Here is a 23011-nt window from a genome sequence, read left to right on the forward strand (position 1 = left end):
TCAGCCCTCCCAGGACAGCGACGGCGGGGCGTCGCCCGACCGCGGTCCCGGTACACCGCGGAACCCGTAGGGCCCCGGCTGGCGACCGGGCTGGACGTACCAGCACTCCCCCGGCTCGCCCCGGTCGAGCATCGCGTCGACGGCGTCGGCGACGTCGCCCGGCGTCAGGAGCGGGAAGTCGCCGAACTGCTCCTTGATGTGCGCGATGAGCGCGGTGTCGGCGAACCCGGGGCACAGCGCCATCGCCCGGATGCCCTCGGGCGCGAGCGTGGCGGCCGCGGACCGGACGTACCCGACGACCGCGTGCTTGGTCAGCGTGTAGATCGCGTCGCCCGGCAGCGGGACCAGCCCGGCGAGGGACGCGGTCGCGATGATCGTCCCGCCACCCGCGCGGCGCAGGGCCGGGACGGCGGCGTTCAGGCCGAACACCACGTGGTCGACGTTGACCCCGAGCACGCGGCGGTAGGCCTCGACGTCGAGGTCGGTGATCCCCGACTGCCCGCCGACCGAGCCCGCGTTGAGGTGGACGACGTCGAGCCGGCCGCCCCACGACTCGACCTCGGCGAACGCGCTCGACAGCGCCGACTCCGAGGTGACGTCGCAGGCCACGGCCAGCCCGTCGATCTCGGCGGCCACGCGGGCCGCGGCCACGGCGTCCCGGTCGACGACGCCGACCTTCGCGCCCGCCGCGGCCAGCCGCCGCGACACCGCCTCGCCGATCCCCGAGGCGCCACCGGTCACGAGTGCGGTCAGCACGTCTTCAGGATCCTCTCCAGCACCCGGACACCGAACTGCAGCGCGTCGACCGGCACCCGCTCGTCGATGCCGTGGAAGAGCGCGGTGAAGTCGAGGTCCGGGGGCAGGCGCAGCGGCGCGAACCCGAAGCACCGCATCCCGAGCTGCTCGAACGCCTTCGCGTCGGTGCCGCCGGACATCATGTAGGGCAGCGTCCGGGCGTCGCCGTCCTCGGCCTGGACCGCCGCGGTGATGCAGTCGACCAGCTCGCCGGAGAACTCGGTCTCGACGGCGGGCAGGTTCCGGATCCACTCGCGCTCGACGTCGGGTCCGAGGATCTCGTCGAGCTCGCGCTCGAAGGCCTCCTGACGACCCGGCAGGACGCGGCAGTCGACGGTGGCCTCGGCGGTCGAGGGGATGACGTTGGCCTTGTAGCCGGCCTGCAGCATCGTCGGGTTGGCGGTGTCGCGGGTGGTCGCGCCGACCACGCGGGCGACCCCGCCGAGCTTCGCCACGGCGCCGTCGAGGGCAGCCGCCGAGTCGGTCGGGAACTCGATGCCGGTCAGCTTCGTGACCTCGTCGAAGAAGCCCTGCACCGACTCCGTGAGGGTCAGCGGGAAGCGGTGGCGGCCGAGCCGCGCGACCGCCTCGGACAGGATCGTCACCGCGTTCTCGTCGTGGATCATCGAGCCGTGCCCGGGGCGGGAACGCACCCGCAGCTTCATCCAGGCGATCGACTTCTCCGCCGTCATGACGGGGTAGACGCGGACGTCCTCGCCGAGGGTCACCGAGAACCCGCCGACCTCGCCGAGCGCCTCCGAGCAGCCCTCGAACAGGTCGGGACGGTGCTCGGCGAGCCAGTGCGAACCGTAGGCGCCGCCGGCCTCCTCGTCGGCGAGGAAGGCGAACACGATGTCCCGCGGCGGCACCGTGCCCTCGGCTTTGAACTGGCGCGCGAGCGCCAGGATCATCGCGTCCATGTCCTTCATGTCGACCGCGCCGCGACCCCAGACGTAGCCCTCCTGCACCGCGCCGGAGAGCGGGTGGACCGACCACTCCTCGGCGTTGAACGGCACGACGTCGAGGTGGCCGTGCACGAGCAGCGCGGGTCGCGACCGGTCGGCGCCCTCGAGGCGGCAGAAGACGTTGTCCCGCCCGGGCGCCCCGGACTCGACGATCTCGGTCTCGTAGCCGACCTCGCGCAGCTTCGCGTCGACGTACCGGGCGGCCTCGGCCTCCCCGGTCGTCGTCTCCAGTTCGCCGGTGTTGCTGCTGTCGATCTGGATCAGCTCGCTCGTGAGCTGCACGACCTCGTCCTCGGCGGCACCCATGCGGCGCATCCTGCCAGCCGTGGCGACACCCCGTGTGATCGCCGCGGGACCGGTGTCGTAGTCTTCTTCCTGCAGGTCCGAGTGGCGGAATGGCAGACGCGCTAGCTTGAGGTGCTAGTCCCCGAGTAGGGGGTGGGGGTTCAAGTCCCCCCTCGGACACACACGAAGGGCCGTCGATCCGACGGCCCTTTTGTCGTTCCCGACGACGGGCCGTGCGGGCCCGTCCACCGTTCGAACCGGAGCCTCCGATGCCGCAGGGAACCGTCCGTTGGTTCGACGTGGAGCGGGGCTTCGGCTTCCTCGCCCCCGACGACGGCTCGCCGGACGTGTTCGTGCACGCCTCGGAGATCGTCGGGGACGGGACGGTGCTGCGCGAGGGCCAGACCGTCGAGTTCGAGGCCGGCGAGAACGATCGCGGGCCGCAGGCGCTCCGCGTCCGCGTCACCGGCGACGTGGCCGCCGACAGCGCCGTCGGGCAGCTCGGCACCGTCAAGTGGTACGAGCCGGCCAAGGGGTACGGCTTCGCGTCGCCGGACGGCGGCGGTCCCGACCTCTTCGTGCACAGCTCCGCGATCGTCACCGGCGGGGTGGTCGCCGAGGGCCAGCGGGTGGCCTTCGTCGTGGTCGACGGCGAGCGCGGCCCGCAGGCGGGGCACGTGATCCCGCTGGGAGCCGACGCCGGCCCACCCGCCGCGGCCGGCACGTCGGACGGCGCCGACGGCACGGTGGCCTGGTACGACGAGGACAAGGGCTTCGGCTTCATCACCCCCGACTCCGGCGGCGCGGACGTGTTCGTGCACGTCCGGTCCCTGGACGAGGGCCTGACGTGGCTCGCGGAGGGCGACCGGGTCGCCTTCGAGACCGCGGAGGGGGACCGGGGCCCGCAGGCCCGGAACGTGGGCCTGGTCCGGGGCGCCGAGCCCCCTGCCGCGCCGAAGAAGCCGGCACCGGCCGTGAAGCCCACGTCGAAGGTGCCCGCACGAGGCGGCGAGGGCGTCGTCGCGCGCTACGACGCCGAGCGCGGTTTCGGCTTCATCACCCCGGACGCGGGCGGCGACGACCTCTTCCTCCACGTGTCCGTGATCGTGGGGTCGGAGTCGCTGGAGAAGGGCGACCGGGTCCGCTACAAGGTGCGCCAGAGCGACCGGGGCCCGCAGGCGGACCGCGTCGAGCGCCTCTGAGGTCCGCTCAGGCCTGAGTCTTCCTGGTCCGCTCGGCCTTCAGCCGGGCCTCCTCGCGCTGCGTCTCGGCGCGCAGGTTGCGCTCGGTGCGCAGCCACTCCGGCTGCTCCTCCTTGATGGCCGCGATCTGCTCGGTGGTCAGCGGCTCGGTGATCTCCGCGCGGGCCAGTCCGGAGATGGACACGCCGAGCCGGTCGGCGACGACCGGTCGCGGGTGCGGGCCGTCGCGCCGCAGGTCGCGCAGCCACTGCGGCGGGTCGGCCTGCAGGGCGTCGAGCTCGTCGCGGGAGACCACGCCCTCCCGGAACTCGGCCGGCGTGGCGTCGAGGAGCACACCCAGCTTCTTCGCCGCCGTCGCGGGCTTCATCGTCTGGACCTGCCGGCTCATGGGCCCACGATATCGGGCTCGCTACCCTCCCCCGGTGACCGAGCAGAGCCCCGCGTTCCGGCTCGGCCACGTCCCGGGCTCGACGCCCGACAAGTGGGCACGGAAATGGGCCGAGCGCCGGCCGCACGTCCCCCTGGAGCTGACCGTCGCGGATACCGACGACATCGTCGACGCCGTCCACGCCGGCGAGCTGGACGCCGGCCTCGTGCGGCTCCCGATCGACCGCGCCGGGCTGCACGCGATCCCGCTCTACACCGAGGTCTCCGTCGTCGTCGTGACGAAGGGTCACGTGATCACGGCCGCCGAGGAGGTCGGACCCGACGACCTCGCCGACGAGATCGTCCTCCGCCCGCAGGACGACGTCCTCGACTGGACGGACGGCTACCCGGGCCGCGCCGCGGTGTCCGACCCCGCGACGACCGCTGACGCCGTCGAGCTCGTCGCCGCCGGGATCGGGGTGCTGGTCCTCCCCCTCTCGATCGCCCGTCTGCACCACCGCCGCGACCTCACCCACCGGCCGTTGTCCGGCGTGCCGCAGTCGGCGGTCGTCCTCACCTGGCCGGACGCCGAGAACTCCGACGACATGGAGGAGTTCATCGGCGTCGTCCGCGGGCGCACCGCGAACAGCTCGCGGACCCCGCGTCGGCAGGAGCCCCCGTCGACGAGGCCCGAGCGCCGTCGTCCGACCGGACGCCCGCCCCGCCGTCGATGAGCACCGTCGCGCTCGCGGCGATCCTGGCCGTGGTCTCCACCTTCCCGGCGATGACCCTCGGCGGCCCTCCGGCCGTGGTGGCGGTCTACGTGGCGCTCGGACTGCTCACACTCGCGGTGCGGTCGATCCGGGTCCGACCACGGGTCCTGGCCGGCCTACTGGCGGTCGTCGTCCTCGGGCTGGTCCTGGCCGCCGTGCTCGGCCCGCCGCCCTGGGTGCCGGGCGTCGGGAGCGACCGGGCGGACGCCCTCGACGTCGCGCTCACCCGCCTGGCGGGCGGGCTGTACCCCTACACCGGCACGACCTACCTCGGGAACCCGATCACCCCGCTGCCCGGCTCGCTGGTCCTCGCCGCGCCGTTCTGGGCGGTCTCCGGGCACGCCGCCTGGCAGAACCTGGTGTGGACCCTCGTGCTGCTGCCGGTGCTCAACGGCGGGTGGCGGCTGCGGTCGACCCCGACCCTGGTGTGGGTGCTCGTCGTGATCACCCCGGAGGTGCTGCGGGAGTTCCTGGTGGGCGACGACCTCGTCACCAGCGTCGTCCCCCCTGTCGCCGCCACCGCGTGGGTGCTGCAGGCCCGGTCGCCGTTCGTCCTGACGACGGGCGCGGTCGCCCTCGGGATCGCCACCTGCACCCGGCCGCACCTGGCGCTCGTCGTCGTGATCGTGGCCGTGGCGGTGGGGCTCCGCCCCGATGACAGGAAAGCGTCGTTGCTCTCACCCGGTGACAGCAACGACGCTTCGCTGCCACGAGGCGCGAGCCGGGGGCTGATCGTCGGCGGCGTCGGCGCGCTCTCCTGGGCCGTGCTGATCGGCCCCTTCCTGCTCGGCGGGCTGGACCGGTTCTCCCCGCTGCACGTCGGCGCCAAGGTGACCGGCGAGCGCGGCCTGCACCCGGCCATCGTCGGGATCGCCCTGCTCGCCCTGGCGCTCGTGGTCCTGGTGCTGGCGAGGCTGCGGCCGACGACCGAGGCGGCCGTCGGGTGGTGCGCCGCGGCCGTGCTGATCGCACCGACCGTGCTCTCGGCCGCGTTCTGGCTGCTGCTGACCGGCAGCGTGTGGCAGGCCGACCTGACGCTCGGGGCGGGGGCGATCCCGTTCGCGGCGTGGGCCGTGGCGCGGGGGGCCCGTTCGCGAGGGAAGGATCCGAGCGCTCTTGCGGCACGAGGGTTCCCCTCACGAGGGAAGAAGGCAGCCGCATGAGCACGTTCGTGCCGTGGGGGACGTCGCACGTCGTCGTCGTGATCATCACCGTGGTCGGCGCGGTCGCGCTGGTGCCGCTGACGCGCCGGGCGTCCGCGCCCGTCGTCGGGACGGCGGAGAGGACGCTCGCCGTCCTGCTCGTCCTCACCACCCTCGCCTACCAGGTCTACGCGTTCGAACCGGGCCGGGCGGGCCAGACGTTGCCGCTGTGGCTCTCCGACCTGGTCCCCTACGTTGCGGCGTACGCGCTCTGGAGCGGGCGGCAGTGGGCCTACGGGATGACCTACTACTGGGCGCTCACGCTCACCGTCCAGGCCATCGCGACCCCCGCCCTCGGCGGCCCCGACTTCCCGGCCCCGAGCTTCCTCGCCTTCTTCACCGCGCACGTGCTGCCGATCTGGGCGGCGGTGCTGCTGACCTGGGGCGTCGGCCGGCGGCCGACCTGGGCCGACTACGGCCGGACCGTGGCCGCCACGCTGCTCTGGGCCGCCGTCGCGCAGCCGGTCAACCTGCTCACCGGCGCCAACTACGGTTACCTCGACCGCAAGCCGGACGCCGCCTCGATCCTCGACCTGTTCGGACCGTACCCGGTGTACCTGCTGGTCGAGGCGGTCGTCGTCCTCGTGGTCTGGGCGCTCATCACGTGGCCGTGGACGACCGGTAACGGCCGAAGCTCAGGGCCTCGTCGTGCGGCCCGAGCAGGTTCGGCTCCGGGCACACCGGACCCTGCGGCCGGCCCGACGGCGAGTCCTCCCAGTCCTCACGGCGACCGTGCGGAGTGAGGTCGAGCAGCGACGTGACGAAGGTGAGGTCCTCGAGGCCCCGGCCGGAGGTCCCCCAGGTCCGGTACACGGCGTCGTCGTCGCGCACGAACACGGTCAGCCACGACCCGGTCTCCGCGGCGAAGGTCGTCCCGCGTGACGAGGCGTAGGGCATCGTCCAGCCCCGGGCGTCCCAGTAGGTGGTGAGGCGCTCGAGCGGCAGGTCGGACACGTGGGCCCACGCGACGTCGTTGGCGGCGAGCAGGCGCGGCGCGCCCGCGGGCACGTTCTCGGCGAACCACGTGCAGCCGCCGCAGTAGCGCTCCGACCCGTGGTCCATGAACTGGTAGACGACGAGGGTCCGGTGCTCGCCGAACAGGTCGCGCAGCGACCGGGGCCCTCGCGTCGTCGCGAACACGTGGTTCGTCGCCGGGGTCATCGGCAGCCGGCGACGGCGGGCGGCGACGGCGTCGCGCGCCCGCGTCAGCTCCTTCTCCGCGGCGAGCAGCGCCGCGCGCTCCCGGGTCCAGGTGGCGGCGTCGACGACGGGGGGCAGGGCGGTGGTCATGTCTCCTCCAGGTGGTCGGCGAGGGCGGCGAGGGGGCCGTCCCAGTCGCGGGCGAGCGCGGCGAGGTAGCGCTGGGCGACGCGCATGGGCGCGGAGCGCAGCCGGTGGCGGATGCGCCGCCGCTCCCCCGGCTCGGCCGTGACGAGCCCGGCGTCGGCGAGCCGGTCGAGGTGCTTGGTGATCGCCTGGCGGGTGATCGGCAGGCGGGCGGCGAGGTCGGTGGCGGTCGACGGGCCGTGGGTGGCGAGGTCGGCCAGCAGCGCGCGGCGGGTGGGGTCGGCGAGGGCGACGAAGACCTGCTCGGCCACGCGCTCCTGGTCAGCGGGCATCGAGGTACGTGACGAGTTCGCCCAGCTCGCGGCGCCAGCCCTCGACATTGCCCCCGTGTGCCGCGGCGTGCTCCTCGGGGCCGAGCTGGGCGAACCCCGACTCGACCACGGTGAGGCGGGTCCCGGTGGGGGTCGGGACGAGGGTGAACTCGACGAGGGTGCGGCGCAGGTCGTCCGGCGGGAGACCCTCGATCCGCCACGTCCACGCCAGGACGTGCGGCGCGTCCACGTGCTCGATCCGCAGCTCGGCCTGCGCGTCGACCGCGGTCCACTCCAGCCGCGCGTGCCCGCCGGGGCGCAGGTCGATCTCCGCGCGGTCGCCGAACCACGCCGCCAGCCCCTCGGCGGTGCTGATCGCCGCCCACACGCGCTCGACGGGGTGGGCGAGCTCGATCGTGCGCTCGATGCGGTCGGGGAACCCCATGTCGGCCTCCGGTGGCAACTCCGTGGTTGCACCTCAAGGTATAGCAACTTCTGGGTTGCGACAAGACGGGTGAGGTGGCCGTGAAGCGGGTAGTGCCCGATCGGTTCGCCTCAGGAAGGAAGCTCCCCCATGACCGCGAGGAACGACGTGCCCTCGGCACTCGTGCCGCCCCCGGACCCGACCGACGAGGGGCGTGACGCCGAGGACTCGTCGTCGGGACAGAGCACCCTGTCCGTGGTCCTCGCCCTCGCCGCGAACGCCGCGGTGGGCGTGCTCAAGCTCGTGGCGGGCCTGCTCACCGGGTCGTCGGCGATGCTCGCGGAGGCCGCGCACTCGGCGGCGGACTGCGTCACCGAGGTCCTGCTGTTCACCGCGCTGCGTCGCTCGGGCAAGCAGGCCGACCGGGCGCACCCCTTCGGCTACGGCAAGGAACGCTTCTTCTGGGCGCTGATCGCCTCGGTCTCGGTCTTCGTCGTCGGGGCGACCTACTCGGTGTACGAGGGCATCGTCACGATCGTCGAGAACGCCCCCGACCCGGCCGAGGAGCAGTACGCCTGGGTCGCCTACACCGTGCTCGGCCTGTCGGCGGTCATCGAGGGCGTGTCCTGGCAGCAGGCGCTGCGGCAGTGCCTGCGGGAGCGGAAGGAACTCAAGCTCTCGCTCGCCCGCTACCTGCGCCTGTCCGACGACCCGACGGTCAAGAGCGTGCTGTTCGAGGACACCGCCGCGCTGCTCGGGCTGCTCTTCGCCGCCGTGGGCGTCGTGCTCCACCAGGAGACCGGCTCCTCGATCTCCGACGGCATCGCCTCGATCATGATCGGTCTGCTGCTCGCGGTCGTCGCCGTCATCCTCGGGCGCACCAACAAGAACCTGCTCATCGGTCGCGCCGCCGAGCCGCGCGTCACCCGCGCCATCTACGACCACCTCGACGCCGCCCCGGAGGTCACCGCGGTCGTCGACCTGCAGACCATGCTCACCGGCACCGACAGCGTGCTGCTCTGCGCCCGCGTGGACTTCGACGACGAGCTGAGCGTCGGCGACCTCGAGCGCGCCTGCGTCCGGCTCGACGACGAGCTGCGGGAGCGCTTCACCGACCTCGACCAGGTCTTCCTCGAGCCCGTCCCCCGCGAGGACGAGGATCTCAGGCGGGCCGTCCTGGAGAGGTTCGGCACGTCGCTCGCCGAGTGGCGCGCCGAGCAGGACAGACTCGGACGATGAGCGACGGTCCCCTCCAGGTTCACGACGACGGGTCGGTGCGGGTCTTCACCCTCGACGTCCCCGAGCGTCGCAACGCCCTCACCGTGCCCCTGCGCCGCGAGCTGCGCGCCGCGCTGGAGGCCGCCCACGCCGACGACGGCTGCCGGGCGCTCGTGATCACCGGCGCCGGGAAGCACTTCAGCTCCGGCGGCGACATCTCCTCGATGCCGCAGGGCGACCGCGCGGACGCCCGGGACCGGCTGCACCTCGTCGCCGACGTGATCTCGCTGCTCGTCGAGGGTCCGCTCCCGGTGGTGGCGGCCGTGGAGGGCGCGGCCGTCGGCGCCGGGACGTCGGTGGTGGCGGCGTGCGACTACGTCGTCGCCGCCCGGGGTTCGCGGTACGGCGCGATCTTCGGCCGGATCGGGCTGGTCGCCGACTCCGGGCTGTTCTGGACCCTGCCGCGCAAGGTCGGGGCCGGTCCCGCGCGGCGGCTCCTGCTGCGCGGGAACCTGATCGACGCGCCGGAGGCGGAGCGGCTCGGCCTCGTCGACGAACTGGTCGACGACGGGTCGGCGCTCGCCGTCGCGGTGGAGCGCGCCCACGAGCTGGCCGCGGCCGCCCCGCTCGCTCTGGCGGCCACCAAGCGCATCCTCGCGAACCCGCCCGCGACCCTCGCCGAGACGCTGCACCTCGAGGAGGTCACGCAGGTCGGGATGTTCGAGACCGAGGACTTCGCCGAGGGCCGCGCCGCGTTCCTGGAGAAGCGCACCGCGGAGTTCCGGGGGCGGTGATGGATGCCCTCGACCTCGCCCGCGGGCTCGTCCGGCTCGATACCCGCGGCGGCGGCGAGCGGGTGGCCGCCGATCTCCTCGCCGACCGGCTCACCGACGCCGGACTCCACGTCGAGCTCGACGAGCCGGTGCCGGGCCGCGCGAACCTCGTCGCGCGCACGCCCGACGTCGCGGACACCGGCCGTCCCGTCGCGGTCACGCTGAGCGGACACCTCGACACCGTCCTCGCCGAGGACGACGCCTGGTCGTTCGACCCGCTCGCCGGCGACGTCGTCGAGGGCCGGCTGCGCGGGCGTGGGTCGAGCGACATGCTGGGCGGGGTCGCGGCGATGGTGGTGGCGGCGGACGCCCACGTCCGGGCCGGCGGCGGCGGGCTCCAGCTGGTGTTCACCTTCGGCGAGGAGACCGGCTGCCTCGGCGCGCAGGCGCTCGACCCGGCCCTCGTCGCCCCGTCCCCGCTGCTCGTGGTGGGCGAGATGACCGGCAACCGGCCCGTCCTCGGGCACAAGGGCGCGCTGTGGTTGCGCCTGGTCGCCCGCGGCGTGTCCGCCCACGGGTCGCGTCCCGAGCTCGGCCACAACGCGCTGGTCGACCTCGCCCGCGCGGCCCTCGCGGTGCACGAGCACGACGGCTGGCCGACCAGCGCCACCCACGGCCCGATGACCGCGAACCTCGGCACCTTCCGGGCGGGCGTGCAGCCGAACCTGGTCCCCGACCACGCCGAGCTCACCGTCGACCTGCGGCTGGTCCCCGGCGCCACCGCGGACGGCGTGGAGGCGACCGTCGCCGGCCTGGTCGGTGACGCCGTGACCATCGAGCGGCTCGTCGACCTGCCCGTCGTCGACACCGATCCGGCCTCGGCCGCCCGGGCCTGCCGGCTCCTCACGGACGACGCGGGCGACGTGGAGCCCGGGTACGCCACCTACTTCACCGACGCCGCGGTGCTCGCCGGTGCCCTCGGCGGGGCCGCCACGATCATCTGCGGCCCCGGCGACCCGGAGATGGCGCACGTGGTCGACGAGACCTGCTCGGTGGCCCGGATCGACGAGGCCGTCGCGGCCTATGGCCGACTTCTCGCGGGCGGCTGACGACCGAGCAGGTCCGTACCACTTCCGTGACACCGGATCGTGCGGCAAGGTCGTTGCCATGGGCATCGATCAGGCGACGGAGCGTGCACCGCGGCTCGGACTGCGTCGGGACGGTCTGGACCCCGACCCGCGGGTCACGGCCCTCCGCGAGACGGACGGCACGTGCCCGGTGACCACGCTCGTCGGGCACGCCGCGACGCTCGTGACGGGCTACGCCGACGCGCGGGCCGTGCACGGCGACCCGGCGTTCGGGTTCGAGGGGCTGCCGCTGCCGCCCGGGGAGGTCGACGCCGCGGAGATGGAGCGTCGGCGCGCCGGCATGCTGCTCGCCCTCGACCCGCCGCACCACACCCGGCTGCGGCGGATGCTCACCGGGCGGTTCACGGTGCGGGCGATGAAGGCGCTCGAGCCGCGCGTCGTCGCGATCGTCGACGACGCGCTCGACGCGATGGAGAAGGCCGGGTCGCCCGGCGACCTCGTCGCCGACTTCGCCCTCCCCGTGCCGTCGCTCGTGATCTGCGAGCTGCTCGGGGTCCCCTACGCCGACCGCGACGGCTTCCAGGAGCGGGCGGCGCTCACCCTCCGCTCCGACCTGCCGTTCGCGCGGCGGCGCGAGGTGATCGTGGAGTCCCGCGCCTACATGGCGGGCCTGGTCGAACGCGCCCGCCGCGACCCCGGCGACGACCTCCTGGGCCTGCTCGTGCGCGAGCACGGCGACCGGTCGGCGGCCGAGGGCGGCATCGACGACGACGAGATCGCGGGACTCGCGAACCTCCTGCTGGTGGCGGGCCACGAGACCACGTCCAACGTCATCGCCCTGGGCACCTACGAGCTGCTGCGCGACCCGGAGCAGATGGCGGCCGTCCGCGCGTCGCTCGACGACGACGCCGCCCTGTCCCGGGTCGTCGAGGAGATGCTCCGCCACGTCTCGCCGGTCTCGGCGGGCTTCCCGCGCGTCGCCACGGCCGACGTGACGGTGGGGAGCCACGCGTTCCCGGCCGGGACCGTCGTCACCGCCTCGCTGTGCGCCGCGAACCGCGACCCGGCGCTCGCCGAGGGTCTCGACCACCTCGACGTCACGCGGGACCCGGTGCCGCACGTGGCCTTCGGCCACGGCATCCACCACTGCCTCGGCGCCCCGCTCGCGCGGATCGAGCTGGCCATCGCGTTCCGCGCGCTGCTGCGCCGGTTCCCGCACCTGACCCTCGCCGGGGACGCGGTCGCGTTCCGGCACGAGAACCTCATCCACGGGCTTGAGGCGTTGCCCGTCACGTGGTGAGGGGTGCTTTCCCGACGACGCGTGCGGGCACTCGGGCGGCACGCCCCTCGTCAGGATCGACCTCGTCCGCGGCCGCTCGCCGGAGGAGGTCCGCCGCCTCGCCGACACCGTGCAGGAGGTCCTGCTCGCCTGGTGCGCCCGACCGACCTGATCGTCTCGCTCGTGCGCAACGAGCCCGAGGACTGGTCGTTCGGACACGGCCGGGCCCAGTTCCTCACCGGGGAGCTGTAGCCGCGTTCAGCTCGGCGTACCGCTCCGGCAGCGTCAGCGCCGACCCGTCCGGTTCCAGGCCCGGCATGACCGGCTCCGGGATCGGGCGGTCGGCGGCCGCGAGGATCTGCGCGACGGTGCCGTACTGGGCGAGCTCGAGGAACGTGCAGTACTGCGGCGGCAGCATCATCACGGTCTCCCCCGCCGCGGCGATCGCCTCGTCGACGCCCAGCCACGCGGCGGCGTCGGACTCGGTGGAGACGCCCGCGGCCTCCTGGCCCGCGGGGCTCGCCGTCACGAAGAAGAACGTGCGATAGCGGCGCGGCTCGAACTCCGGGGTGATCCAGCACGTCCACGCGCGCAGCAGGTCGGTGCGCAGGACCAGCCCACGGTCGCGCAGCAGCTGCGAGAACGCGATCTCGCGGGCCTCGAGCGCCCGGCGGGCCTCCGCCCACTCCTCCCCCGACGTGGACGGGACCACCGACCCGTCGTCGGGACCGGCGAGCAGCACCCCGGACTCCTCGAACGTCTCCCGCACCGCGGCGCACACCACCGCGCGGGCCTCGTCGACGCCGAGTCCGAGCCGCTCCGCCCAGACCTCCGGGGCGGGCCCGGCCCAGCCGATGTCGTCGGCCGCGTCGCGCGGGTCGACCCCGCCTCCCGGGAAGACGACCATCCCGCCCGCGAACGCCATCTGCGTGCGGCGACGCAGCAGGAACACCTCGGGGCCGGCGGCCCCGGTGCGCAGCAGGATCGTCGACGCCGCCACCTTCGGCGTGGCCGGGGAGGCCGCGCGGGAGCGGTAGTCGGCCAGTTGGTCGGCGAAGCCGGGCGGGAGCCGCGTGGGGTCCATGGGGCCATCTGATCACACCGGCCGCACCGCGCGACCACAACGAACACAACGTCCGCTACGCCCGGATGCTGTCGTCGGAGGTGAGCGGCGCCGCACCCTGTCGAGCGATCCAGCTCACAGCCGCGCCCCAGGAGCCCCCGTGACCTCCACGACCACCGGTCCCCCGTCGACCGCCTCGCCACCCGAGACACCGCCCGCCCGGCGCCCGAGGGCCGTCGTGGTGCTCGTCGCCGTCGTCGCGGCGCTGCTGCTGGTGCCGCCGGCCGTCGGCGCGCTCTCCGGCGGCGGGGACGGCACGCAGCTCAAGGGGCTGCAGCTGATGGTGCCGAACAGCCCGGGCGGCGGCTACGACGTCACCGCCCGTGCCGCGGCGCGGGCGATGGAGGACGCCGGGCTGTCCGGAGCGGTCGAGGTGTTCAACCTGCCGGGGGCGGGCGGCACCGTCGGCCTGCGCCGGCTGGTCAACGACGCCGGTGACGACCGCACGATCATGTCCATGGGCCTCGGCGTCGTCGGGAGCGTCTACTCCAACGACTCCCCGGTGACGCTGCGGCAGACCACGCCGATCGCCCGGTTGACCGAGGAGACCGAGATCCTGGTCGTCCCGGCGGACTCGCCCTTCCGCGACCTGGACCAGCTGCTCGACGACTGGCGCGCGAACCCCGCGGCGCTGCCCGTCGGCGGCGGCTCCTCGCCCGGCGGCCCGGACCACCTCGCCCCGATGCTCACGGCGAAGGCGGCGGGGATCGACCCGAAGGCCGTCAACTACGTGCCCTACGACGGCGGCGGCGACCTGCTCGCGGCCGTCCTCGGAGGCAAGGTCGGGCTCGGGGTGAGCGGGCTCGGCGAGTTCGCCGACCAGGTCGCGTCCGGCGACCTGCGGGTCCTCGCGGTGACCGCAGGCGAGCGGGTGCCCGGGGTGGACGCGCCGACGCTGCGTGAGGCGGGCGTCGACGTCGAGTTCACCAACTGGCGCGGCCTCGTCGCCCCGCCGGACCTGTCGGCCGAGCAGCGCGCCGAGCTCGTGGCCGCCGCCGGTGCGCTGCATGACAGCCCGGAGTGGCGCGAGGTGCTGGAACGCAACGACTGGCAGGACGCCTACCTGCCCGGGGACGCCTTCGGGGCGTTCCTCGCAGCGGAGGACGAGCGGGTCGCAGGGGTCCTGCGGGAACTGGGGTTGGCATGACGACGGGGACCGGGGAGACCACCCGGAGCTGGTGGTCCGAGCACGCGGAACTGGGGGTCGCGGCCCTGCTCGGGGCCGTCGGCGTCCTCGTCGCCGTCGACACGGTGGCCGAGGGGACGCTGACCGCCGGATCGGACTCCGACCCGATCGGACCGGGCGTCGTCCCGCTCGTGCTGAGCGCGGCGCTGCTGGTGCTGGCCGCGCTGCTGACCCTCGACGTCCTGCGCGGCGGCCACGGTGAGGCCGAGGCCGGCGAGGACGTCGACCTGGACACGCCGATGGACCTGCGCACCGTCGGGATGCTCGTCGGGGTGCTCATCGCCACCGCGGCGCTGATCCCGGTACTCGGCTGGCCGATCGCCGGCACCGTCCTGTTCGCCGGGGCGGCGTACGCCCTGGGCTCCCGGCGGCTCGAGATCGACCTGGCGGTCGCCGCGACCGTCTCGCTCGTCACCTGGGCGGTGTTCGACGGCCTGCTCGGCGTCGACCTGCCCGGCGGTCCGCTGATGGGGGTGTTCGGATGAGCGACTTCGGCCTGCTCGACGGGTTCGCCAACGCGCTGACCCCGACCCACCTGCTCTTCGCCGCGATAGGCGTGCTGCTCGGCACGGCGACCGGGGTCCTGCCCGGCATCGGGCCCGCGATGGCGGTCGCCCTGCTGCTGCCCGTCACCTACGCCTTCGAGCCGACCGGCGCCTTCATCATGTTCGCCGGCATCTACTTCGGCGCGATGTTCGGCGGGTCGACCACGTCAATCCTGCTCAACACGCCGGGTGAGAGCGCGTCGGTGATGGCGGCGGTCGAGGGCAACCCGATGGCCAAACAGGGACGCGGCGCCCAGGCGCTCGCCACGGCCGCGATCGGGCACTTCATCGGCGGCATGGTCGGCGTGGCGGGGCTCGTGCTCGTCGCCCCGCTGATCGCCTCGGTGGCCGTCGACATCGGCGCGCCCGACTACTTCGCGATCATGGTCCTCGCCTTCGTCGCCGTGACCGGCGTCCTCGGCGCCTCCCGCGTCCGTGGCTTCGCGGCGCTCGTGCTCGGCCTGACGATCGGCCTCGTCGGGCTCGACCCGATCTCCGGCCAGCCCCGCATGACCTTCGGGGTCCCGCAGCTCGCCGACGGCATCGACGTCGTCATCGTGGCCGTCGGCCTCTTCGCGGTCGGCGAGGCCCTCTGGGTGGCCGCGCACCTGCGCCGCAAGCCGCAGGAGGTCATCCCGGTCGGACGGCCGTGGCTGTCCCGGGACGACGTCCGCCGAGCCTGGAGGCCGTGGCTGCGCGGCCCGTTCATCGGCTTCACCTTCGGCTCCATCCCGGCCGGTGGCGCGGAGATGTCGACCTTCATGGCCTACGTGACCGAGCGCCGGCTCTCGAAGAACCGGAAGAACTTCGGCAAGGGCGCCATCGAGGGCCTGGCCGCGCCGGAGTCGGCCGCCTCGGCGTCCTCGGCGGGCACGCTCGCGACGATGCTGACCCTCGGGCTCCCGACGACCGCCATCGCGGCGATCATGCTCGCGGCGTTCCAGCAGTTCGGCATCCAGCCCGGTCCGCTGCTCTTCGAGCGGGAGCCGGCGCTGGTGTGGACGCTCATCGCCAGCCTGTTCATCGGCCTCGTCCTGCTGCTGGCGCTGAACCTGCCGCTGGCGCCGATGTGGGCGAAGCTGCTCCGCGTCCCGCGGCCCTACCTGTACGCCGGCATCCTGTTCTTCGCCTGCGTCGGTGCCTACGCGGTGTCCGGGTCGCCGGTGGACCTGGTCGTCCTGCTCGTGATCGGCGGGATCGGGTTCCTGATGCGCCGCTTCGGTCTGCCGGTGCTGCCCGCGATCATCGGGGTGATCCTCGGTCCCGACGCGGAGCTCCAGCTGCGCCGGGCGCTGCAGATCGCCGACGGTGACGTGACGACGCTGGTCTCCACGCCGCTGTCGATCACCGTGTACGTGGTGATCGCGCTGCTGTTCGTGCTGCCGCTGGTGCTGCGGCGGCGTCGGCCGGCCGCTGAGCCGGAGCGGGAGGACGAGCTGGTCTGAGCCCAGCTGAGCGAGGGGCCCCTCCGGTCGATCCACTCGACCGGAGGGGCCCTTCGTTCGTGCAAGCGGCAGCAGCGCGGCCGGGTGCGGCCGTCCCCCGCTGCGAGGTGTCCATGAGGCAGGTCCCCGGGCCGCCGCGGATGTCTCATGTCACTCTCGCGGGCAGCGCGGCCCAGCGGACCCGGGTCAGCCGAGCGCGTCGAGGTCGAGCGTGACGCCGAGCTGGAGGGAGGCGCTCCCCCGGTGCTCGGCGACGAGCTCGTACGCCTCGCACGGTTCCGCTCACACGTCGGCGAGCTTCGGCGCGGCCTCCCCCAGCAGCTCGATGGAGTGCAGCAGGTCCGCGTGGCGCAGGCGCGGGTTCGTCATCTGCAGGTTGATGCGGTCGACCCCGCCGAGCTGGTCGGCCACGCGGGTCGCCTTCTCGACGATCATGTCCGGGTCGCCGATGAAGTACGCCCCGTCCGGCCCCCGGGTCGCGTCGAACTGCCGACGCGACGGCGGCATGCCCCCGCGCTCGCGGGCGATCGTCGTGAACATCGCCTCCCAACCCGGGTAGAACGCGTTGGTGGCCTGGGCGACGTCGTCGCCGAGGAACCCGAACACGTGCAGTCCGACCTTGAGCTGCTCCGGCGAATGCCCGGCCTCGGCCCCGGCGCGCCGGTAGAGGTCGATCAGCGGCGCGAACTGCGCGGGTGCCCCGCCGATGATCGCCACCATCAGCGGCAGCCCGAGCGCCCCGGCCCGGTAGAACGACTCCGGCGACCCGCCCACGCCGACCCAGATCGGGAACGGGTCCTGCGCGGGACGCGGGAACACCGGCTGGTCGTTCAGGGCCGGCCGGTGCGGGCCGGACCAGGTGACCCGCTCGTTGTCGCGGATCTTCAGCAGCAGGTCGAGCTTCGAGGTGAAGAGCTCGTCGTAGTCGGAGAAGGCGAGCCCGAACAGCGGGAACGCCTCGGTGAACGACCCCCGCCCGACGACGAGCTCCACCCGGCCGCCCGAGATCAGGTCGACCGTGGCGTACTCCTGCCACACCCGTACCGGGTCGGCGGCGGAGAGCACCGTGACCGCCGAGCGCATCCGGATCTGCTCGGTGCGCGCCGCGGCCGCCGCGAGGATCACCGCCGGCGCGGCGTCGTAGTACTCGCTGCGGTGGTGCTCCCCGATCCCGTAGGAGTACAGGCCCGCCCGGTCGGCGGTCTCGATCTCCTCCAGCAGGTGCCCGAACCGCTCGACCGGCCCGACCACGTGTCCCGTGTCGGGATCGGTGACCTTCGCGACGAAGCTGTCGACGCCGATGTGCACGGCTCTACCTCCCAGGTCGTTGCATGTTCAACGACCAACTCGCGGGCCGCGGCCCCTATTCCGTCGGCAGTGTGGCGGCGAGTCGCTGCGCGAGCTTCCCGACGAACGCCGACGGCTCCTTGAGCTCCCCGCCCTCGGCGAGCAGGGCCATGTCGTAGAGCAGCGACGCGGTGTCGGCCACGCCGGCGTCCTCCGGCCGGGCCTCGTGCGCGGCCTTGAGGTTCTCCACCAGCGGGTGCTTCGGGTTGAGCTCCAGGGCCCGCTTCTGCACCGGGACCTCCTGGCCCATCGAGCGCATCATCTGCTCCAGCTGCGGCGGGAGCCCGCCCACCTCGCCGACCAGGCACGCCGGGCTCGTCGTCAGGCGCGTGGAGAGCCGGACCTCGGAGACGTCGTCGGCGAGCGTCGTCGTCATCCAGCCGAGCAGGTCGTCGAAGCCCTCCGGCTTCTCGGCGTCGTCGGACAGGTCGACGTCGCCCTGCGCGATCGAGGCGAACGGCTTCGCGTCCTCGCCGGTGCCGTAGGACGGCACCATCCCGACCCACACCTCGTCGACCTGGTCGGTCAGCAGCAGGACCTCGTAGCCCTTGGCGCGGAACGCCTCGATGTGCGGGGAGTTCTCCACGCTCGCCCGGGACTCACCCGTCACGTAGTAGATTGACTCCTGCCCCTCCGGCATCCGCGCCACGTAGTCGGCGAGCGTGGTGAGCTGCTCCGGGTCGTGCGTCGAGGCGAAGCTGGACGCCTCGAGGATCGCCTGGGTGTTGTCCTGGTCCGAGAGCAGGCCCTCCTTGAGCGCCCGCCCGCACTCGCGCCAGAACGTCTCGTACTTCTCGGCGTTCTCGCTGCGCAGGCCCGTGATCGTCTGCAGCACCCGCTTCACGAGTCGCTTGCGGATCAGCTGGATCTGGCGGTCCTGCTGGAGGATCTCGCGCGAGACGTTGAGCGAGAGGTCCTGCGCGTCGACGACGCCCTTGACGAACCGCAGGTACTCGGGGACCAGCGCCTCGCAGTCCTCCATGACGAAGACGCGCTTGACGTAGAGCTGCACCCCGCGCTTGGCGTCGCGGTAGTAGAGGTCCATCGGCGCGTGGCCCGGCAGGAACAGCAGCGCCTGGTACTCGAAGGTGCCCTCGCCGGTGAACCGCATCGTCTCCAGCGGCTCCTGCCAGTCGTGCGAGACGTGGCGGTAGAACTCGGCGTACTCCTCGTCGCTCACCTCGGAGCGCGGGCGTGCCCACAGGGCCTTGCGCGAGTTGATCGGTTCGTTCGAGGTGTCGGGCGTGGACTCGTCGTCCTCCGCGCCCTCGACGACCGTGTCGGCGACACCGCTGGGGTTCAGCAGGATCGGCCACGTGATGAAGTCCGAGTAGCGCTTCACGATGCGCCGCACGACCGACGGGTCGGCGTAGTCGTGCAGGTTGTCCTCGGCGTCCTCGGCCTTCAGGTGCACGGTGATGCTCGTGCCCTGCGGGGCGTCGGCGACCTCGGAGAGCTCGTAGGTGCCCTCCCCCGCCGACTCCCAGTGCACGCCGCCGTCGGTGCCCGCCCGCCGGGTGGTCATCTCCACCCGGTCGGCCACCATGAAGCTCGAGTAGAAGCCGATGCCGAACTGCCCGATGAGCTCGGCGGTGGCCTCCTCGCTGCCCGACGCCTGCGCCTCCCGCAGCTTCGACAGCGTCTCCGCGGTGCCCGAGCGCGCGATGGTGCCGATCAGGTTCACGACGTCGTCGCGGCTCATGCCGATCCCGTTGTCGGTGATCGTCAGCGTCCGGGCGTCGGCGTCGGTGCGCAGCTCGACGTGCAGGTCGGACGTGTCGACCCCGAGGTCCTTGTCCCGGTAGGACTCCATCCGCAGCTTGTCCAGCGCGTCCGAGGCGTTGGAGATCAACTCGCGGAGGAACACGTCCTTGTCGGAGTAGATCGAGTGGATCATCAGCTGCAGCAGCTGACGGGCCTCGGCCTGGAACTCGATCGTCTCGGTCATCGCTGTCCTGCGTCCTCTCGTGGGTCTCCGACGTGATCGCCGCCCACGATAATCGGACCCCCCGACAGCTATCCCGACGACGGGTCGCGCGTCGGGTCCGCGCTCACCGACGTCTCCCCGTCCTGCTCCCGCCCGGGCGTGCGCAGGTCGAAGCGCCGGATCACCACCCGGAACACGACGTAGTAGACGACCGCGTAGCCGAGCCCGATCGGGATCAGCCACAGCGGACGCGTGGCCTGCCCGAAGTTGATGACGTAGTCGATGGCGCCCGCGGAGAAGGTGAACCCGTCGTGGATGCCGAGGGCGTTGCACAGGGCGAGCGAGGTGCCCGTGAGGACCGCGTGCACCACGTACAGCGGCCAGGCCACGTAGACGAAGGCGTACTCCAGCGGCTCGGTGATCCCGGTGAGGAACGACGTCAGCGCGACCGAGGCCATGATCCCGCCGACGACCGTGCGCTGCTCCGGGCGCGCCTCGTGCCAGATCGCCAGGGCGGCGGCCGGGAGGGCGAACATCATGATCGGGAAGAAGCCGGTCATGAACGTCCCGGCCGTCGGGTCGCCCGCGAAGAAGCGCGCGATGTCGCCGTGGGCGCCGTTGTAGTCGCCGAGCACGAACCAGACGACCGAGTTCAGGATGTGGTGCAGGCCCAGCGGGATGAGCAGCCGGTTGGCCGCCCCGAAGATCCCGCCGCCGACCACCGCGTTCGCCGCGACCGCGTTGCCCAGCGCCGTGAGTCCGGCGTTGAACAGCGGGAACAGGAGCGCCAGGACGACCGCGAGCAGCATCGACGCGAGCGCGGTGACGATCGGGACGAAGCGGCGCCCGCCGAAGAAGGCGAGGTAGGTCGGCAGCTTGATCCGGTGGTAGCGCTGCCAGAGCACGGCGGCGACGAGCCCGACGAGGATGCCGCCGAGCACCCCGTAGTCGATCGTGGCCTGCTCGCCCTTCGAGTCGAGCTGCCCGGGCAGCAGGACCGGGCTCAGCGCGGTGAACACGCCCGCGAGCACGAGGTAGCCGACGACCGCGGCCAGGGCCGTGGACCCGTCGGAGCGCCGGGCCCAGCCGATCGCGATCCCCACCGCGAAGATCAGCGGCAGGTTGTCGAACAGCGCACCCCCCGCCCCGGTGAGCACGGTCGCCACGGTCTTCAGGGCGGCGTCCCCGCCGAGCAGGTCGTCCTGCCCGAGCCGCTGCAGCAGACCCGCCGCGGGCAGGGCGGCGATCGGCAGCATGAGGCTGCGGCCGAGCCGCTGCAGGCCGGCGAGCCCGCGGGCTCCTCGGGACGACGTCTCCGTGCTCGCGGTCATCGGGCCCCACCTCCAGTACCGTGCGGCGGACGTTGCACGCAGCAACGACCGGGTGTCGAGGAAGGGTGCGGGGCATGGACGCAGCGGCGATCGTGGCCGGTCTCGGCGGTGCGGCGAACATCGACGACCTCGAGGCCTGCATCACCCGCCTGCGCACCGAGGTCCGGGACCCCGCGCTCGTCGACCAGGCCGCGCTGAAGGCCCTCGGCGCCTCGGGCGTGGTGGTGCAGGGCACCGTCGTGCAGGTGGTCGTCGGGCCGCAGGCGGACGTGATCGCCGACGACGTGCACGACCTGCTCGAGGCGAGCGGAGCGACGGGGAATTGACCGGGCCGGTGATCGTCAAGGCTCCGCTGGCCGGCACGGTGGTCGGCCTCGAGGCGGTGCCCGACGTCGTGTTCGCGGGCGGCATGGTGGGGCCGGGGACGGCGATCGAGCCCGGCTCCGGCACGGCCGACGCGTGCGCCCCGGTCGCCGGGACGCTGGTCAAGGTGCATCCGCACGCGTTCGCGATGGTCACCGACGACGGCCTCGGCGTGCTGGTGCACCTGGGTGTCGACACGGTCGGCCTGCGCGGCGAGGGGTTCGAGGTGCTGCGCGCGGAGGACGAGGTCGTCTCCCCCGGTGATCCCGTCGTGCGGTGGTCGCCCGACGACGTCCGCGCCCGCGGGCTGTCCGCGGTCTGCCCCGTCGTCGTCCTCGACGTCGACCCGTCGCGGGTCTCGGCCCCGGCGGCCGTCGAGGTCGCTCCGGGCGACCCGCTGCTGGAGGTCGCCCCGGCGTGACCCGACCGGGAAGCCCCAGGGCCCGTCGTCGGGAACGACCGACCTACGATGAGCCGTTCGGATCAGCAGCACGGAGGAGCAGGGCCATGACGGGCGGTACCGCGTTCGAGAAGCAGGTACTCGAGGCCGCGGAGCGTCTCACCGGCATCGCCGAGCTGACCCCGCTGCAGTACAACCCGCGCCTGTCCGCCGACTCCGGCACGAACGTCTGGTTCAAGCGGGAGGACCTGCAGGTCGGGCGGTCGTACAAGCTGCGCGGCGCGTACAACCTGATCTCCCAGCTCGACGACGAGGCCCGCGCCACCGGCGTGGTCTGCGCGTCCGCCGGCAACCACGCGCAGGGCTTCGCCTTCGCCTGCCGGACGCACGGCGTCCGCGGACGCGTGGTGATCCCCTCGACCACGCCGCGGCAGAAGCGCGAGCGGATCGCGGCCCTCGGCGGCGACATGGTCGACCTCGTCGTGCAGGGCGACACCTACGACGAGGCCTCCGCCTCCGCGACCGCGTACGCGACCGAGACCGGTGCGACGCTCGTGCCCGCGTTCGACGACTCCCGCACCGTCGCGGGGCAGGCCACGGTGATCGCGGAGGTCGTGGAGCAGCTCGGGCACGCGCCCGACGTCGTCGTCGTGCCGGTCGGGGGCGGCGGCCTGCTGGCCGGCACCGCCACCTGGCTCGCCGCGACCTACCCGCGCACCCGCGTGATCGGCGTCGAGCCGGCCGGGGCGCGCAACGTCGCGGCCGCCCTGCACGCGGGCAGCCCCGTCGTGCTCGACGAGGACGGGTTCGACCGCTTCGTCGACGGCGCCGCGGTGCGCAAGGCCGGCGCCGTCACGTTCCCGCTGATCCGGCGCTCGGGCGCCCAACTGCTCGCGGTCGACGAGGGCCTCGTCTGCACCGAGATGCTCGCGCTCTACCAGACCGAGGGGATCATCGCCGAGCCCGCGGGCGCGCTCGCCGGGGCGGCGGTGCGCTCCGACGGTCCGGAGCTCGACCTCGTGCCGGGCGAGACCGTCGTCGTGATCCTCTCCGGCGGCAACAACGACGTGTCGCGCTACGCCGAGGTGATCGAGCGCTCGCTGCGCTTCCAGGGCCTCAAGCACTACTTCCTCGTCGAGTTCCCGCAGGAGCCCGGGGCGCTGCGGCGCTTCCTCGACGAGGTGCTCGGTCCCGACGACGACGTCACGCGGTTCGAGTACGTCAAGCGCGACAACCGCGAGTCGGGGCCGGCGCTCGTCGGCGTCGAGATCGGCCGCCGCGAGGACTACGAGCCGCTGCTGGAGCGGATGGCCCGCTCGCCGCTGCAGATCGAGGCGCTCGAGCCGGGGTCGCCCGCCTTCCGCTTCCTGGTCTAG

The 23011-nt window shown here is 73.4% G+C and carries 23 protein-coding genes, 1 tRNA gene and 1 pseudogene; 15 read left to right on the forward strand and 10 right to left on the reverse strand.

Going from position 1 to position 23011, the window contains the following annotated elements; genetic code table 11:
* On the reverse strand, positions 1-756 hold the full coding sequence (locus tag ACQPYX_RS17660; protein ID WP_433798615.1) for an SDR family oxidoreductase: 756 nt from the start codon (positions 754-756) through the stop codon (positions 1-3).
* Positions 750-2066 carry a M20/M25/M40 family metallo-hydrolase gene (locus tag ACQPYX_RS17665; RefSeq protein ID WP_433798616.1) on the reverse strand — a complete coding sequence of 439 codons (1317 nt, stop codon included), beginning with the start codon at positions 2064-2066 and terminating at the stop codon, positions 750-752. Before ACQPYX_RS17665 ends, ACQPYX_RS17660 begins: the two co-directional genes overlap by 7 nt.
* Before the next feature lie 75 nt (positions 2067-2141).
* Between ACQPYX_RS17665 and ACQPYX_RS17670 the strand changes: the two genes are divergently transcribed.
* Together ACQPYX_RS17670 and ACQPYX_RS17675 are read left to right on the forward strand one after the other, a co-directional pair.
* A tRNA-Leu gene (locus ACQPYX_RS17670) sits at positions 2142-2225 on the forward strand.
* Positions 2226-2314: 89 nt separating this feature from the next.
* Positions 2315-3247: a cold-shock protein gene (locus ACQPYX_RS17675; protein ID WP_433798617.1), complete on the forward strand. Its 933-nt coding sequence runs from the start codon at positions 2315-2317 to the stop codon at positions 3245-3247.
* A gap of 7 nt (positions 3248-3254) precedes the next feature.
* Here the strand turns inward: ACQPYX_RS17675 and ACQPYX_RS17680 are convergent, their stop codons facing one another.
* Complete coding sequence (locus ACQPYX_RS17680) at positions 3255-3614, reverse strand: DUF5997 family protein (RefSeq protein WP_433803749.1); 360 nt, start codon at positions 3612-3614, stop codon at positions 3255-3257.
* A 55-nt stretch (positions 3615-3669) separates the two neighbouring features.
* Here ACQPYX_RS17680 and ACQPYX_RS17685 point away from each other — a divergent pair, with 55 nt between their 5' ends.
* The 3 genes from ACQPYX_RS17685 to ACQPYX_RS17695 are packed head-to-tail and all read left to right on the forward strand — an operon-like array spanning position 3670 to position 6331.
* On the forward strand, positions 3670-4347 hold the full coding sequence (locus tag ACQPYX_RS17685; RefSeq protein ID WP_433798618.1) for a substrate-binding domain-containing protein: 678 nt from the start codon (positions 3670-3672) through the stop codon (positions 4345-4347).
* Entirely contained in the window at positions 4344-5549 is a 1206-nt protein-coding gene (locus tag ACQPYX_RS17690; protein ID WP_433798619.1) for a hypothetical protein, read from the forward strand. Before ACQPYX_RS17685 ends, ACQPYX_RS17690 begins: the two co-directional genes overlap by 4 nt.
* Positions 5546-6331, forward strand: coding sequence for a YwaF family protein (locus tag ACQPYX_RS17695; protein ID WP_433798620.1), 786 nt, complete (start codon positions 5546-5548; stop codon positions 6329-6331). Before ACQPYX_RS17690 ends, ACQPYX_RS17695 begins: the two co-directional genes overlap by 4 nt.
* A gap of 34 nt (positions 6332-6365) precedes the next feature.
* Here the strand turns inward: ACQPYX_RS17695 and ACQPYX_RS17700 are convergent.
* From ACQPYX_RS17700 to ACQPYX_RS17710, 3 genes and pseudogenes are all read right to left on the reverse strand, one after another.
* Positions 6366-6878, reverse strand: a pseudogene (locus ACQPYX_RS17700) (DUF899 family protein); the annotation flags it as partial.
* Entirely contained in the window at positions 6875-7207 is a 333-nt protein-coding gene (locus ACQPYX_RS17705) for an ArsR/SmtB family transcription factor (protein WP_433798621.1), read from the reverse strand. The gene ACQPYX_RS17705 and the pseudogene ACQPYX_RS17700, both read right to left, overlap by 4 nt.
* Positions 7197-7631 carry an SRPBCC domain-containing protein gene (locus ACQPYX_RS17710; protein ID WP_433798622.1) on the reverse strand — a complete coding sequence of 145 codons (435 nt, stop codon included), beginning with the start codon at positions 7629-7631 and terminating at the stop codon, positions 7197-7199. Before ACQPYX_RS17710 ends, ACQPYX_RS17705 begins: the two co-directional genes overlap by 11 nt.
* Before the next feature lie 129 nt (positions 7632-7760).
* On the opposite strand from ACQPYX_RS17710, the gene ACQPYX_RS17715 reads away from it, so the two are divergent.
* From ACQPYX_RS17715 to ACQPYX_RS17730, 4 genes are read left to right on the forward strand one after another with little or no spacing between them, the layout of a single operon-like run.
* The gene (locus ACQPYX_RS17715) at positions 7761-8849 is read left to right on the forward strand and encodes a cation diffusion facilitator family transporter (protein ID WP_433798623.1); all 1089 of its coding nucleotides are present in this window, start codon (positions 7761-7763) and stop codon (positions 8847-8849) included.
* The gene (locus tag ACQPYX_RS17720) at positions 8846-9622 is read left to right on the forward strand and encodes an enoyl-CoA hydratase/isomerase family protein (RefSeq protein WP_433798624.1); all 777 of its coding nucleotides are present in this window, start codon (positions 8846-8848) and stop codon (positions 9620-9622) included. Before ACQPYX_RS17715 ends, ACQPYX_RS17720 begins: the two co-directional genes overlap by 4 nt.
* Positions 9622-10710, forward strand: coding sequence for a M20/M25/M40 family metallo-hydrolase (locus tag ACQPYX_RS17725; RefSeq protein ID WP_433798625.1), 1089 nt, complete (start codon positions 9622-9624; stop codon positions 10708-10710). The genes ACQPYX_RS17720 and ACQPYX_RS17725 overlap by 1 nt, the downstream gene beginning before the upstream one ends.
* A 58-nt stretch (positions 10711-10768) precedes the next feature.
* Complete coding sequence (locus ACQPYX_RS17730; RefSeq protein ID WP_433798626.1) at positions 10769-11989, forward strand: cytochrome P450; 1221 nt, start codon at positions 10769-10771, stop codon at positions 11987-11989.
* A gap of 214 nt (positions 11990-12203) precedes the next feature.
* Here the strand turns inward: ACQPYX_RS17730 and ACQPYX_RS17735 are convergent, their stop codons facing one another.
* Positions 12204-13052 (reverse strand): NUDIX hydrolase, encoded by an 849-nt coding sequence (locus ACQPYX_RS17735; protein ID WP_433798627.1) that lies wholly within the window; start codon positions 13050-13052, stop codon positions 12204-12206.
* Between the two features lie 217 nt (positions 13053-13269).
* Here ACQPYX_RS17735 and ACQPYX_RS17740 point away from each other — a divergent pair, with 217 nt between their 5' ends.
* From ACQPYX_RS17740 to ACQPYX_RS17750, 3 genes are read left to right on the forward strand one after another with little or no spacing between them, the layout of a single operon-like run.
* Complete coding sequence (locus ACQPYX_RS17740; protein ID WP_433803750.1) at positions 13270-14238, forward strand: Bug family tripartite tricarboxylate transporter substrate binding protein; 969 nt, start codon at positions 13270-13272, stop codon at positions 14236-14238.
* Positions 14235-14762 carry a tripartite tricarboxylate transporter TctB family protein gene (locus ACQPYX_RS17745; RefSeq protein WP_433798628.1) on the forward strand — a complete coding sequence of 176 codons (528 nt, stop codon included), beginning with the start codon at positions 14235-14237 and terminating at the stop codon, positions 14760-14762. Before ACQPYX_RS17740 ends, ACQPYX_RS17745 begins: the two co-directional genes overlap by 4 nt.
* Positions 14759-16267 carry a tripartite tricarboxylate transporter permease gene (locus tag ACQPYX_RS17750; protein ID WP_433798629.1) on the forward strand — a complete coding sequence of 503 codons (1509 nt, stop codon included), beginning with the start codon at positions 14759-14761 and terminating at the stop codon, positions 16265-16267. The genes ACQPYX_RS17745 and ACQPYX_RS17750 overlap by 4 nt, the downstream gene beginning before the upstream one ends.
* 282 nt (positions 16268-16549) lie before the next feature.
* Here the strand turns inward: ACQPYX_RS17750 and ACQPYX_RS17755 are convergent, their stop codons facing one another.
* The 3 genes from ACQPYX_RS17755 to ACQPYX_RS17765 form a co-directional block, all read right to left on the reverse strand.
* Entirely contained in the window at positions 16550-17575 is a 1026-nt protein-coding gene (locus tag ACQPYX_RS17755; protein WP_433798630.1) for an LLM class flavin-dependent oxidoreductase, read from the reverse strand.
* A 55-nt stretch (positions 17576-17630) separates the two neighbouring features.
* A complete protein-coding gene (gene htpG / locus ACQPYX_RS17760; protein WP_433798631.1) occupies positions 17631-19562 on the reverse strand; it encodes a molecular chaperone HtpG in 1932 nt (643 codons plus the stop codon).
* Positions 19563-19630: 68 nt separating this feature from the next.
* Positions 19631-20872 (reverse strand): PTS transporter subunit EIIC, encoded by a 1242-nt coding sequence (locus ACQPYX_RS17765; RefSeq protein ID WP_433798632.1) that lies wholly within the window; start codon positions 20870-20872, stop codon positions 19631-19633.
* Positions 20873-20946: 74 nt separating this feature from the next.
* Between ACQPYX_RS17765 and ACQPYX_RS17770 the strand changes: the two genes are divergently transcribed.
* The 3 genes from ACQPYX_RS17770 to ilvA all read left to right on the forward strand — a co-directional run bounded on the left by ACQPYX_RS17770 (position 20947) and on the right by ilvA (position 23011).
* Positions 20947-21198, forward strand: coding sequence for a glucose PTS transporter subunit EIIB (locus ACQPYX_RS17770; protein WP_433798633.1), 252 nt, complete (start codon positions 20947-20949; stop codon positions 21196-21198).
* 8 nt (positions 21199-21206) lie between these two features.
* Positions 21207-21656 (forward strand): PTS sugar transporter subunit IIA, encoded by a 450-nt coding sequence (locus tag ACQPYX_RS17775; protein ID WP_433798634.1) that lies wholly within the window; start codon positions 21207-21209, stop codon positions 21654-21656.
* A gap of 86 nt (positions 21657-21742) precedes the next feature.
* Entirely contained in the window at positions 21743-23011 is a 1269-nt protein-coding gene (gene ilvA / locus ACQPYX_RS17780) for a threonine ammonia-lyase IlvA (protein ID WP_433798635.1), read from the forward strand.

Source organism: Actinomycetospora sp. CA-084318, assembly GCF_050955885.1.
Lineage (GTDB): Bacteria > Actinomycetota > Actinomycetes > Mycobacteriales > Pseudonocardiaceae > Actinomycetospora.